The sequence below is a fragment of the Solibacillus sp. FSL W8-0372 genome (genome assembly GCF_037969735.1).
Classification (GTDB): Bacteria; Bacillota; Bacilli; order Bacillales_A; family Planococcaceae; genus Solibacillus; species Solibacillus faecavium.
The window spans coordinates 3,088,327-3,101,662 of the sequence record NZ_CP150204.1 but is presented as its reverse complement, the minus strand read 5'-3'; the positions used below and the strand labels follow the sequence as shown (position 1 = coordinate 3,101,662).

At 35.2% G+C, this 13,336-nt stretch carries 9 protein-coding genes; 6 read left to right on the top strand and 3 right to left on the bottom strand.

Translation table 11 applies throughout. The annotated features are described in order from the left end of the window. Positions 1-7: 7 nt before the first annotated feature. The 4 genes from MKY13_RS15835 (at position 8) to MKY13_RS15820 (ending at position 4,914) form a co-directional block, all read left to right on the top strand. Complete coding sequence (locus tag MKY13_RS15835; RefSeq protein WP_339213786.1) at positions 8-1,471, top strand: MFS transporter; 1,464 nt, start codon at positions 8-10, stop codon at positions 1,469-1,471. A gap of 18 nt (positions 1,472-1,489) precedes the next feature. Continuing rightward, on the top strand, positions 1,490-2,905 hold the full coding sequence (locus MKY13_RS15830; RefSeq protein ID WP_339213784.1) for an amidohydrolase family protein: 1,416 nt from the start codon (positions 1,490-1,492) through the stop codon (positions 2,903-2,905). Between the two features lie 721 nt (positions 2,906-3,626). After that, positions 3,627-4,394, top strand: a complete 768-nt coding sequence (locus MKY13_RS15825) for a PH domain-containing protein (protein WP_339213782.1) — start codon at positions 3,627-3,629, stop codon at positions 4,392-4,394. Positions 4,395-4,602: 208 nt separating this feature from the next. Beyond that, entirely contained in the window at positions 4,603-4,914 is a 312-nt protein-coding gene (locus MKY13_RS15820) for a hypothetical protein (RefSeq protein ID WP_191699728.1), read from the top strand. Between the two features lie 76 nt (positions 4,915-4,990). On the opposite strand, the gene MKY13_RS15815 is transcribed toward MKY13_RS15820, so the two are convergent. Beyond that, positions 4,991-5,293: a DUF1805 domain-containing protein gene (locus tag MKY13_RS15815; RefSeq protein ID WP_339216958.1), complete on the bottom strand. Its 303-nt coding sequence runs from the start codon at positions 5,291-5,293 to the stop codon at positions 4,991-4,993. Between the two features lie 276 nt (positions 5,294-5,569). Between MKY13_RS15815 and MKY13_RS15810 the strand changes: the two genes are divergently transcribed. After that, the gene (locus MKY13_RS15810; RefSeq protein WP_339213780.1) at positions 5,570-10,675 is read left to right on the top strand and encodes an AAA domain-containing protein; all 5,106 of its coding nucleotides are present in this window, start codon (positions 5,570-5,572) and stop codon (positions 10,673-10,675) included. A 164-nt stretch (positions 10,676-10,839) separates the two neighbouring features. On the opposite strand, the gene MKY13_RS15805 is transcribed toward MKY13_RS15810, so the two are convergent. Both MKY13_RS15805 and MKY13_RS15800 read right to left on the bottom strand, forming a co-directional pair. Next, positions 10,840-12,189 (bottom strand): IS1182 family transposase, encoded by a 1,350-nt coding sequence (locus MKY13_RS15805; RefSeq protein ID WP_191701905.1) that lies wholly within the window; start codon positions 12,187-12,189, stop codon positions 10,840-10,842. 288 nt (positions 12,190-12,477) lie between these two features. Beyond that, a complete protein-coding gene (locus tag MKY13_RS15800; RefSeq protein ID WP_339213778.1) occupies positions 12,478-12,705 on the bottom strand; it encodes a PC4/YdbC family ssDNA-binding protein in 228 nt (75 codons plus the stop codon). 352 nt (positions 12,706-13,057) lie between these two features. On the opposite strand from MKY13_RS15800, the gene MKY13_RS15795 reads away from it, so the two are divergent. Then, on the top strand, positions 13,058-13,327 hold the full coding sequence (locus MKY13_RS15795) for a hypothetical protein (protein WP_339213776.1): 270 nt from the start codon (positions 13,058-13,060) through the stop codon (positions 13,325-13,327). The last annotated feature ends 9 nt before the right edge of the window (positions 13,328-13,336 follow it).

The following is a 13,336-nucleotide window of genomic DNA, read 5'->3' as shown; positions in this document are numbered from 1 at the left end:
GATGTGTATGGGGGACAAGTTTAATCCTTGGAAAGTACTGATGATAACGAGCTTAGGTGTTCTGCTAGTCATGATGAATATGAGTACGTTAAATGTTGCGCTTCCCTCGATCACAACGCATTTCCAGGCATCATCTTTAGAAGCGAGCTGGATATTGCTTTCCTACATGCTATTCAATACGGTCTTCATACTAGTTTTTGGGAAGGTCGCGGATTTATTCGGACGTAAAAAGCTTTATATTATCGGCATTGGGAGCTTCACTATATTCAGCCTTCTATGCGGATATGCAACAGATGTTGGCATGCTGATTGTATTAAGGGCATTGCAAGGAATTAGCGGGGCGCTTGTCATAACGAATACGACGCCAATGATTGTTTCCGCATTTAAAACAGAAAAATTAAGTTCCGCGCTCGGAATTAATGTAGTCGTTTCTTCGATTGCACAGCTCGTCGGACCAGTTGTAGGCGGGTACTTCACCTATATGTTCAACTGGCAATGGGTGTTCTGGTTCAATATCCCAATCGGTATAATCGGGACGGTTTTAGCAATATGGATGCTGCCGAAAAATGTAGTGAAGCATTCGAAAATAACGTTCGACTATTATGGAAGCTTACTTATATTAGCAGGTTTAGGCGGATTAATTTACGGGATATCAAGCAGCAGTGAGCTTGGCTGGACACATATATCCGTTATTGCAGGGATTACGATTTTCGTACTACTGGCCATTGTATTTTATTTTGTGGAACGAAAGGCGAAGATGCCCGTTGTGAACTTTGCATTATTTCGTCAACAAACCTTTTCAATGGCGAATATGACGACGTTTTTAAATTCTCTTGCACGATCATCGGTTGTGCTGCTAATGGCATTGTTTTTCCAAATCGTGTACGGGGCGAATGCTTTTCAGGCAGGCTTATGGGTATTGCCGATGACGGGAGGCACAGTCGTCGCATCACTACTGATCGGAAGGCTAAGCAGTTTCGTACCTACAAGAATGCTAACGACAGCAGGTCTTTTCATTTCAACGATCGGCATGAGCTTACTGGCACTAAACATGAATGTGGAAAGCTCGTTTACCGCATTAATGATCGGGCAGTTCCTGATTGGATTTGGATCAGGTATTTTTATGACCCCGAATACACAGCTAATTATGATGAGTGTTCCGAGTCATTCAACAGGTGTCGCAAACGGACTCCGATCAATGCTGCAAAATATGGGCGGGGTACTGAGCACAGCATTAGCGTTAATGATCGTTGTTTCGGCTGTTCCCGGCGATTTAAAGGAAGCTGTATATGCCGGTGCGGCAGCGAACGTTTCGGTAAACGGCTTAGTATTTATTACAAATGGATTCCAGTTGGCATTTATCATTACAACGATGATTACACTATGTGCTGCATTTGCAGCTTTTTGGACAAGAGTACCAACAACACAGGAAAAGGCAATGGAAGTACAGGAAAAGCGTGATGTTGCCTAAACTAAAGGAGGAATGAGTATGAAGACGATTATAAAAGGTGGAAATTTAGTTATTCCGTATGAAGGTGTAAAAAGAGCAGATATCATGATAGAGGATGGAATCATTGTAGCAATTGGCAACGATTTAAATGAACACAATGCCGAAATTATTGATGCAACAGGCAAGCATATTTTCCCGGGCGCAATCGACGGTCATAGTCATTATGGCGTTTACGGCAGCTTAGCGGAAGACTATTACAAAACATCACGTTCTTCTGCCATTGGTGGGGTAACGTCAGTCATTAACTTTATGCGCAGCTCCCAATCGTACAAAGATCAGCTGCCAACGGAAATCGGGATTGGCGAAAACGAAAGCATCATTGATTTTTGCTTCCATTTAGGCATTATGACGAACAAGCATTTGGATGAAATGCGCTCCTACGTGAATGAATTTGGTTCCACTTCCTTTAAATTATATTTAGGCTACCGCGGTCAGGAGCAAAGCCGCTTTGGCACGGACCGCTTATTGGATGATGAGCTATTATTGGATATTTTTGCTGAAATGAACAGTATTTCAAAGGATCTCGTATTGGCCATTCATTGCGAAAACGTGGATATGGGGAAACATTATACGAAAAAGTATGAGGGCATTTCCGATAAAAATGAACTGATTTTCTTTGAAAAATATAACCCAGACATCGTCGAGACAGAGTCGGTAGTACGTTGTGCGACATTAGCCTTACACTATGATGCAAAAATTACAGTCGTGCATATGAGTGCCGGTACAAGTATGCAGGCATTGGAAAAAATGACGCATTTCAATCCGGATATCGTGAATGTAGAAACATGTCCGCACTACTTACTCGAAACGGTTGACAATAAGAAAGGCTTAGGAGCAATTGTTAAGCCACCACTGCGATATAAGGAAGATAATGAACTGTTATGGGAAGGCATTAAAAAAGGGATTGTAAAATTTGTCGGGACAGACCACGTATCGATTTTCTGGAAAGATAAATTTAAAAATGGTTATGATATTGATAAAACGGTATTAGGATTCGGAGGCGCGGAATTCATGTTCCCGCTAATGCTAAGCGAAGGCCATTTCAAGCATGGATTACCTTTGGAAAAAATAGCCGAGCTGACAGCCGCGAATACAGCCAAAACATACGGCATGTATCCTCAAAAAGGAACAATCGAAATTGACTCAGACGCAGATTTAGTGCTAGTCGATTTAGAGAAGAAGCTAACAATCGATGCAAATACGATTCCGATCAATTCGGACTATACAATTTATGAAGGTCGCGACATTCAAGGCTGGCCGGTAATGACGATACGCCGCGGCGAAGTAATCGCAAAGAACGGCGAGGTTGTGGAACCGAAGACAAAAGGCAGATACATTTTCCGAAAAGCAGAGCCGGTGGGGAATGTAGCGTTAGTTGAAGCAGCAGTGAATTAAAGGAATGAGAACGAATCGCCCCTTTTAGTAATGAGGGGCGGTTTGTTTCTTTTTATGGGCAGTAAAATAAGCGGAGGAATTCCTGTTATTTGCTAGTTGACCACTGTTTTGGGGTTAAATAAGGGTAAGATTTCCGCTTATTGGTTAAAAAATCACACATTTTCATGATTTACAGGTCAATAAGCGGAATTTCTCCCTTTATTTCGGCAGATTTTCAAAAGAAATTAAAAATAAGCGGAAATTCTCCTGTTATTTACCAAAACCAATTATATGAACCTGCCTATTCACCAAAAATAAGCGAAGAAATTTCCGCTATTTACTGATCGACCGCTGTTTAGGGGTTAAATAAAGGAAAGATTTTCCCTTATCGTTGAAAAAGTCATACATTTTCAAGATTTATAGGCTAATAACGGAAATTTCTTCCGTTATTTCAGCGGATTTTCAAAGGAAATTCAAAATAAAGGAAATTACTTCCGTTATTTTCACAGAAAAAGTTTGTTGATCGTGAAGAAAACGCACTTTTCAAAATATTAAGGTCAATAAGCGGAATTCCTCCCATTAAAATATTATGAAGAGAACAACAAGTAATAAGAAAACCCGGTAGCATCCATTCAAGATGCTGCCATTTTTTTATGGGGAATTCCGTTATCAATAACCATCTTCATAGATAGCTGGAATTTGGTTAATCTATTAGCAATATAACTTAGCAGGAGATGATTGAATGGGTTTCTTTGACTTAAAAGCGACTTGTGGTGTGTGTAATCAACAGGTTGGATTGAATCGATTTAAACTAAAAAAATCAAATGCGTGGATTTGTCCGAGCTGCTTAAAGGAAGCTGGCGGAGCAACGCGTATTAATGTGAACAAAGTAACAATTGAAGAAGTGAAAGCCATTATTCAGGAAAAAGAAGACAAGCTCGGTGATGATCCAATGTCACGAGCAGAAAATATGTACCAGTACTGTGTAGATCATCAATTCGGATCGGGCTTTAACCAAAGTTGGGGAGTAAAGCATTTTAAAGTATTGCAGGATAATTTAATCCGTGATGAAAAAGTATTGATGACATTTATAGGGTTGCACAATTACAACTCGGTAACAAAGCATGATAGTAATTATGCATACGCAATTACGAACAAGCGCATTATATTCGGACAAAAATCAATGACAGGTGAAAAATTCAAAGCAGTTAACCATGAAAGAATTAACGATATCTCTTTCGAAAAAGGGATGGTATTTGGTGTTTTAACAATCGATACACCCCAGGAGAAATTTAAGGTTGGTCTGGATAGCGGTTCTGCCACAGCAATAAACAATGCCATTCATGAAATACTGGATAAGTTAAAAACAAGTAACAAAAATGATCACACATCGGTCCCTGTACCTATATCAAATACCGAAGAGATCATAAAATATAAAGAGCTACTAGACGCAGGAATTATAACTCCCGAAGAATTCGAAGCAAAGAAAAAGCAACTTTTAGGATTATAGTGCAGTAAGAGAATATGAAGGTGTTGTTAATAATTGTTAAAAGAGTTATTTTTTCATTGAAGTTGGAATATAGTTATCGATAATTAGGGTAAGGAGAGATAAGAACAAAAAAAGAGGAAAGGCGGTAATGGGGTAAAAGGAAGCAAGATTGATATTTCTCCATATGTGAAAGATCGTTTTGAATTATTCGAGAAAAGGGTGAGATAATATGAATCAAATTTTCAAAAAAGATGAGTTCATTATTATTCCTTTTTATAAAGGGCGAAAGCAAGAATTTATGGTAGTTAATACAAAGAAGGAATTCAAAAATGGACATACCCACTTAAAGTCATTTAAGATGGCCAAGTATTTGATTAATCTTGCACGTTTCCAAAAAATCAATTCCGGATTAAGACCCTATTTATTAACAAGCCTTACAAGAATATCAACGGATCATGAATATATTCAGAAATTAGAGGAGCTTCTAGCCGTCAAAAGAAGTAAAGGAACGAAAGCTTCTTATTATAACCGAGCAATTTAACTATAAATAGATAGACCGCTTTTTCAGAAAATTGAAAGAGCGGTTTTTTGCATGTAAATTTGGTTATCAAACCAATTTAAATCATTTTTAATAAAGCCTCTTCACCAATCATACCTTCTTCGATGCCACACACTTTCGCTTCATGTGTGATGGATTCTAATGGCGCTTTAAGTAAATCATCAATTGTTCTGACACCAACTGCACGACCCGCAATAATTTTGCGATCAGACAATTTTTCATTTAACAGACCGACATCGAGCGCACCACACATAATGTAACCACGCTCATTCGAAATCGTCAGCAATGTTGTCTTAGGTAAATGAACAGTTACAGCATAAAATAAATGACCTTGAAGATCAATCGTTTCCGTATAGACGATAACCCTCGCCCCCCTTCATATAAATCATATGAAACAATTAGAAATAGGTACTTGTTTTGGGAGAAATTTTAGGGGTGTGTTCGAGGGATTGGTTAAAAAATGAGTATGATTTGATGAATAGTTAAAAAATTTAGCGGGAGTATAGACTTAGTTCATTAATATTACTGTTGTGTATATTCCTTATATTGGTAGAATAGAACTGTAGGATTTTAGTAATCCTAACAACCGGATTCAAGATAATTCTAGCTAAGAAATAAAGTAAAAGAGGTGCTATAAATGACAACATATCCACTTAATTATAAAGTTTCAAGATTAATTGAATATATAAAGGAACTGTCAAAATTAAGACAAAAGCCTGTATCATCTTTTCGAAGTTTTGAGGAAGTACTATGGTTACATAATGATATTCCAAATGAACCTGAATGTAGAGATGCTTTTCGTAATTTGATAAGTGAATGGTTAATTGTGAAAAGACCGATGCAACCTTCTGAGCCAAAACTCCCTAAAGAATTAAAAGACTGGATAAAATTAAATAAGCTAAATTATACTTACACTTTAATAGACTCGACGATTAGAGAATTTACTATTGGAGAAGAAAAAGAAGACATTGAAGTTTTTATTAAAGAGTTCCCAGAAATAGTGAAAGCAAGAGCTACATTTATCAACGAAGAGTGGGAACCTTTTGTGAAAGAATTAAAGAGAGTAAAGCATATTCAGAGTTTGTATGATAAATTATTTACCATTTATCAAAATTTACAGACTAACTCTGAGTCAATGGAATTGATATTAAGTATTGGGTTATTACAATGGCGAATCAATAATAACACTTTTATAGAAAGGCATGCCTTAGTAACCAATGTTGAATTGCAATTCAATAAAGAAAATGCAACATTTACTCTTCTTCCTGCAAATAAAGGCAAAGTATTCGAATTTGAAGAAGATATGTTACCGGTAGAATACCAATTACAGGGTGAAGATAGTAAGGGAATTAGAAAGCTGATATCTGAAATTAATGAAGATGAAATCTTAGTTCCACAATGGGAATTGATAATAAAAAGTATATCCAATGCCTTGGATTCGAAAAGTAGCTATCTGAATACTTTAGAAATACCTGTAGCAAAAGGAAGTGAAGTACCGGTTTTCTCATTAAGTCCAGCATTTATATTAAGGAAAAAAACACAGAAAAGCTTTCAAAAGGCTTGTGATACTGCAGTAGAACAACTGACAAAATTAGATATAAGTGAAAAAATCCCTGAAAATTTAGCGAATATGTTTTTAGGTGATTCATCCGAAAATGACCTGCTAAATGAAGAAAGCGAAGACAATAAGATAAAAGTTATAGAGAACGAAGAATTCTATTTTCCGCTTTCATCAAATGAAGAGCAGGGTAGGATAATTAAATCGCTTAGTAATAAAAGCAGTGTATTAGTTCAAGGACCTCCTGGGACTGGGAAAACCCATACAATTGCAAATTTAACTTCACATTTACTTTCAACAGGTAACCGTGTATTAATCACAAGTCATACAGCCAAAGCATTAAGCGTATTAAAAAACAAATTACCGGAGGATCTACAGGATTTAACAGTTAGTTATTTAGGGGGAGATTCTGCCTCAATTAAAGATTTAGAAAAAGTAGTTGGTACTATATCTATTAATAAGGAAAGATTTGATCTTAAAGAAAAAGCAGATTTTGTTCAAAAAAAGGAAGAAGAATTAAAGTTACTTAAGCAACAGTTAAACAAAACAAAAACTGAATTATTTGAAGTGCGTGAAGCAGAGACATATCAACATAATTTTGGTAATTCATATACTGGAACAGCACAACAAATAGCTGAAAAACTAAAAAAAGAAGAGACAAGATTTAGATGGTATTTAACAGATATAGATTCTAATACGCCAGAAGATTTTTGGAGTCAAGAGAAAGATTTAGTCGAAAGATATCTAACACTCAAGAACTCATATACAGATGTACCTGTAGAATACATTCATTATGATTACCCTACTTTTTCAGATGATCTAAATATTACTGAAATCAGTGAGAGATTTGAAGAAGAAAAAGAATTAGAAATCAAAATGAAAAAATTGCAAACATATGAGGTACCGGAGTTTAGTGAGACTTTCCGCAGTATTGACAAAAATAAGAGGGATGCTTTATTTAACGAATTGAATAGGTACGATGGTTTAAGAGAAGAACTACTTTTCAATACATATCCAAATTTAAAAAAGATTTTAAAAGATATTTTTATTAATCGCGGTCATATTTGGGTGGAGATATATTCAAAAATAAATAAAGCTTTGCAAATTATTTTAGAAAATGAATCAAAAGTAGATGAAGAACTTTTTAATATTCAATCACTTCAATTAGCAAGTGTAAGGATTATGGCAAAGGATTTAATTAATCACATTAATCAGGGGGGAAACTTAGGGAATGTTTTTATGAAGCCTAAAATTGTAAAGCAATATCAATCACAATTAAAACAGGTTTCTTATAATGGTCAGGCGGTAAAAACTGCACATCATATACAATTGTTAAATGACTATGTGAAATTATGCACAGCAAAACAAGATATTAAAGAATTACTAATCCCTGCTTTTTTAGAAGAAAGTACGTTAAATAATAATTTTACGTTTATAAGCGAAATAGAATTAGTACTTAGTCAATTGGAAAAAGTTTTAAGAATACACAAATGGCGTGAAGATATTTTAAGTAATTACCATTTTTTAAATAGAGATATATTTAATGAAGGTTTCGTACAAAGTGCAAAGTTAAATATACAAATAGTTAGTTTAGTTGAAAATGCTGAAAAAAATAGTAAAGATATTCAATCTTATGTTAATCGTGTTGAATCAGTAATAACTCTTATTGCTCATCCCTTATATCACAGCTTAATAGAAGCAATTAATGTGAGAAATATTTCGGAAGTAAAAAAACAGTTGAAAAACTATTTTTATTATCAAGAAGTAATGAAAAGGGATGTTACACTACGTGAAGTAGAAAATAAGTTAAAGGAAATTTCTCCTTTACTCGAAAGACAATTACACGATTCTTATGATAATCCTGTTTGGGAAAATCATATCGGTATATGGGACCAAGCATTTAAATATAAGCGAGTGAATTCATGGCTAAATGAATTTTCTGAAAGAGATGAAAGGAAACTATCGGCCAATTATGATTCTACCGAAACGCTTATAAAAAAAACAATTATTGATATCGGAACAAATAAAGCATGGATCAATATGTTACAGTCTATGACAAATTTACAAAGTCAACATTTAAAAGCTTGGATGAAATCTGTGAAAAATATTGGAAAAGGAACAGGTAAACATGCAGCAAAATACCGTGCCGAAGCCCAAAATCATATGGAAAAATGTATAGATGCAATACCTGCTTGGATTATGCCGATTCAACAAGTTTTTGAAAACTTCGAAATACAGCCAAATCTTTTTGATGTTGTAATAATTGACGAAGCCAGCCAATCTTGGCATGAGGCATTACTGTTGAAATATATAGCAAAAAAAATAATTATTGTAGGGGACGATAAACAAATTAGTCCTACAATCATTGGTATCGAAGAGAATGATGTAAAAAAACTTCAACATAAATATTTTAATGATATAGCTTTTGATTTTGGAAATGATTTGAATCTAAAAAATTCATTCTTTGATATTTGCTATATCATGTTTAAAGATACGATTACTCTAAGAGAACATTTCAGATGCATGCCAGAAATAATTGGTTTTTCAAACTTGATTTCATATCGCAATAAGCCGCTTATTCCCTTAAGACAATATCCATCAAATCGATTAGAACCAATTAAATCAGTATATTTGCCACATGGAGTTCGCGAAGGTAGCGGACAAAACTCATTTAATGAGGTAGAGGCGGATACAATTGTAAATGAAATTGTAAAATGTATAGAAAACCCTCAATATGATAACAAAACGTTAGGTGTAATTTCTTTGCTAGGGGCCAATCAAGCAAAACTTATTCAAAATAAGTTGCTTCATAAAATAGGTGCAGAGGTAATGGTTGAACGCAAAATCATATGCGGAGATGCTTATAGTTTTCAAGGCGATGAAAGAGATGTTATTTTCCTCTCGATGGTTGCTGCTAAGGGTGCTACTAGAATAACTGCTTTAGTAGATGAGAAAGCTAGACAAAGATTTAATGTCGCAGTTAGTCGTGCCAAAGATCAATTATGGTTGATGCACTCTGTTTCAGTAAATGATATTAGTAATAAAGACTGCTTACGCTATCAATTATTATCTTATATTTCCAATCCGCTTAAAGAAGAAAATGAATCCAATCGAATGTTGTGTGAAAGCGAGTTTGAAAGAAGAGTATTTGATGAAATGACAAACCGTGGTTACCGAGTGATTCCTCAATATAAAGTGAATAGTTATAGAATTGATTTAGTGGTTATGGGAGATAAAACAAAATTAGCAGTAGAATGTGATGGCGACCATTGGCATACTTCTAAAGAGGATCAGGAAAGGGACTTCCAAAGGGAGAAAATTTTACAAAGGGCTGGCTGGACATTCTGGCGTGTCCTAGGTAGTACTTATTATAATAATCCTGACAATGCATTAGAATCCTTGTGGAGTATATTGGATGATATGGGTATTCAACCGGATTTAGATTGGAAAGATGAGTCTATTTCAGAACATGAAATATTGCGTAAGGAAGTTCTAAATGAAAATATATTAGGACCTTTAGAAGAATCGGGTGTAGAAATTTCGGAAGTCGTACAGCAATCAGACAAACTCTCTATGGTTGAAAAGTTTCTAGATGAACTAATTGATATAAAGGCAACTATGCATACTAACGAAATTATTTTTGAAAAGAATATTAATCCTAAGTATGAAAAAATTAAGAAATTGTTAAGAAATGAAGGTTTTGAGGTACTGCAAGATAGACCGATTTCAAATGTTCTTTATGTATCTGGAACAGAAATATTGAGAAAAGAATTAGAGTATCTATTGCCTACAGGAATATACTTTACGTACCATAAAGATGGACATGAAATTTCAGATGGTCTACCTGTCTGGAGTATATGGGTTGAAGAAAAGAAAGAGAAAATTGAAAGTGTTCAAATTCCGAAAGAAGAAAATAATGAAGACACAGTAAATATTAATGAGACTACAACTAGGACGCCATCCCGATTAATAAAAGAGTTGAAAAATGCGGGTTATAAAATTATTGATAATCGATATATTTCTGAGACGGTTTGGATTATTGGATCAGATGAGTTACTGACAATTATAGAGGATTTTAAACAAATAAACGTTGTATTCCGCTATCTTGAAAAAGGCCATAGTGTCACACATTATCAGCCAGCCTGGTTTGCAAAAGTTAAACCGGATTCCAAAAGGAAAGTTTAGAAGTTAGTAGAAAAGTTTTGAAGGTGGAATTTTTTATTCCACCTTACAGGTTGTCGACAAAAGGCATCGAGAGCTCGTCTCTCGATGCCTTTTGTCATTTCTTTTATCAAATTAGGCTCCGAAGTTCTGTAAAAGGGCTCCTCTTCGAGGGAAGATGCCCTCATCTAAGCTCCTTGCCAAGTCCATGTGGCAAGTTTCTTCAAGTTCATGGCAGCAAAAGTAAGCATCGCCTGCATGGACAATTTTTTAAGGCCTCTTAGCGTTGTCCATCGCATACCATGCTTCTCTTTCGCATCCGCAAAGACACGCTCAACCGTCTCTTTTCGTTTTGCATAAATGGATTTAATTTCATGATGATGACGAAGATGTTCGGCTTCTTCTAGATAATCTGCCCAAATATGTCGCTGAATCATTTTCGTATGATTTTTACTTTCCGTACATTGTGCTAGAAATGGGCAATCTGCACAAACCGCTGGATTCGATTTGTATTGGCGATAGCCTTCTTTCGTCGTCGTTGTATAGCGCAACATCTGGTCATTCGGGCAAATATAGCAATTATAGTGCTCATCATAGACATACTCATGTTTACGGAAGAAGCCATCTTTCGTTTTCGGTCTTGTATAAGGAAGAACAGGCAACATTTGATTTTCTAATAAAAAGTTCGTAATCGCAGGTGTTTTATAAGCCGCATCCGCAGCAACAGCCACAGGCTTTTTCACACGATGAATGACCTTTTCAACAAGCGGTTGCAGCATATGACTATCATGGATATTGCCCGGTGTCACAATCGTACCTAATACAAAGCCACGTTCATCTGTCGCTGCATGAAATGAATAGGCAAATTGTTTTGTCCGTTCGTCCTTCACATAGTAACCACTTTCAGGGTCCGTTGTGCTCTCTTTGATTTCTTTCCATTCTTCCTTTTCAAACTTCTCCGGTGGAAACGGCTTTTTCCCGTTCTTTTCACGGTCTATGTTTAACTCTTCTTGTAGCTTTTCTTCATAAGCACGTGTCTCTTTTCGAACCATCTTCTTATCAAATTTTCGTTTATTCGCACTTGCCTTAACATGCGTAGAATCAATAAAGATATGGTCAGCTGATAATAAACCCGCATCCACAATTTCTTTCAAGATGCGATAGAAAATCTGTTCAAATACATCTGTATCCTCAAAACGCCGTGTATAATTTTTGCCAAACGTTGAGAAGTGAGGCACTTCTGTATGAAAACCGAAGCCTAAAAACCAGCGATACGCTACATTCGTTTCAATTTCCTTAATCGTTTGACGCATCGAACGAATACCAAAAACGTATTGAATCATTGTCATTTTAAATAAGACAACAGGATCAATACTTGGTCTACCGAAAGGTGAATATAAGTTTTCAACTAATGGATATACAAACGAAAAGTCAATGGCTGCCTCTAATTTACGTACGAGATGATTTTCTGGGACAAGTTGTTCAATCGTCAACATTTCTAATTGATTACGTTCATTCATTTGGTTTTTAGTCATCATATCGGGACACCTCTTTGATTTAGATAAACTATATTAGAAAGAATAGATCAAGTTGATTGGAATGGAAGGGGCGACTTCTGCGGGAATAGCGGGACTGCCGATACACCGCAGGAGCGTAGCGACGAGGAGGATTGGCACCCGCCCGCGAAACGCGTCCCCTGGAATGGAAATCAACGGTTTTCATCATTTTAAATTTATTTTAAAACAAAAAAGACTGTAGGCAAACTCGAATTTCTTCGAGTTTGTCTACAGTCTGGAAGGTGGAATTTTTTATTCCACCTTATTTTTTTAATCTAGTTCTGGTAAATTATTTAGTATCTCTTTTAATTTCTGCAATTCAGAAAGAGAAAATGTTAAACCTTTTTTCATTTTCGTGTAATCTGCATTCCAAGGACGAATATCATATTTGGGTTCTCTATCATTCCAGCTTATTAAAGTAAGTTTCTTTTTAAAATTAGTTTCATTTTCAGAAATCACTCCTAGTGTGTCTATAATTTCAAATTTAATTTCAGACATATATATCCTCCAAAATATATTAATAATACTTAATTTAATCATATTCCTAAGCACTACTATAATACATTTTGGTAGTTTTCTGTATTCTTGATATTGTTTGTGTTAATAATTTGTCTTAGTTCTTGAATAGTTATATCACTTTCCCCCCCATGGTAAACCGCTTAAAACTGATAGAGATTATAGTATTTAACTGAATAACGGTTAGGTGGTTTCAAGTATGTAATCTTATATTTTAGAACTCAAACTAAAATACCCAATGTTAACTTTAAATAGCTAGTAAAATAAATCTGCTATATGATGGAAGTATGGATTATTTTTACATTAGAATTTAAATAGTGAGGAGTTAGTTATTATGGATAATCAAAAACATATGGAAACCGCTAATCATAGTATCTCCAATAGAACTAATAATTATTGCAAAGTTGGCTTTTGGTTTGGAGTTGCATCAGTATTTTTGGGGTGGATTGGAATTATTCCTTTAATTGGTATGACTATTTCGATTGTAGGTTTAGTTAAATTTAATAAATCTTCTGAAAAAGGACTATGGATGGGTATAACAGGTTTTATTTTAAATTTATTATATTCAGTAGCTAATGCTTATGCAAATGGGAATATTGGATAGAGGGAGATA

What these genes read in the sequence shown, in the direction of transcription:
- MKY13_RS15835 (WP_339213786.1), top strand. Translation starts at nt 8, where the DNA reads ATGGGGGACAAGTTTAATCCTTGGAAAGTACTGATGATAACGAGCTTA.
- MKY13_RS15830 (WP_339213784.1), top strand. Translation starts at nt 1,490, where the DNA reads ATGAAGACGATTATAAAAGGTGGAAATTTAGTTATTCCGTATGAAGGT.
- MKY13_RS15825 (WP_339213782.1), top strand. Translation starts at nt 3,627, where the DNA reads ATGGGTTTCTTTGACTTAAAAGCGACTTGTGGTGTGTGTAATCAACAG.
- MKY13_RS15820 (WP_191699728.1), top strand. Translation starts at nt 4,603, where the DNA reads ATGAATCAAATTTTCAAAAAAGATGAGTTCATTATTATTCCTTTTTAT.
- MKY13_RS15810 (WP_339213780.1), top strand. Translation starts at nt 5,570, where the DNA reads ATGACAACATATCCACTTAATTATAAAGTTTCAAGATTAATTGAATAT.
- MKY13_RS15805 (WP_191701905.1), bottom strand. Translation starts at nt 12,189, where the DNA reads ATGATGACTAAAAACCAAATGAATGAACGTAATCAATTAGAAATGTTG.
- MKY13_RS15800 (WP_339213778.1), bottom strand. Translation starts at nt 12,705, where the DNA reads ATGTCTGAAATTAAATTTGAAATTATAGACACACTAGGAGTGATTTCT.
- MKY13_RS15795 (WP_339213776.1), top strand. Translation starts at nt 13,058, where the DNA reads ATGGATAATCAAAAACATATGGAAACCGCTAATCATAGTATCTCCAAT.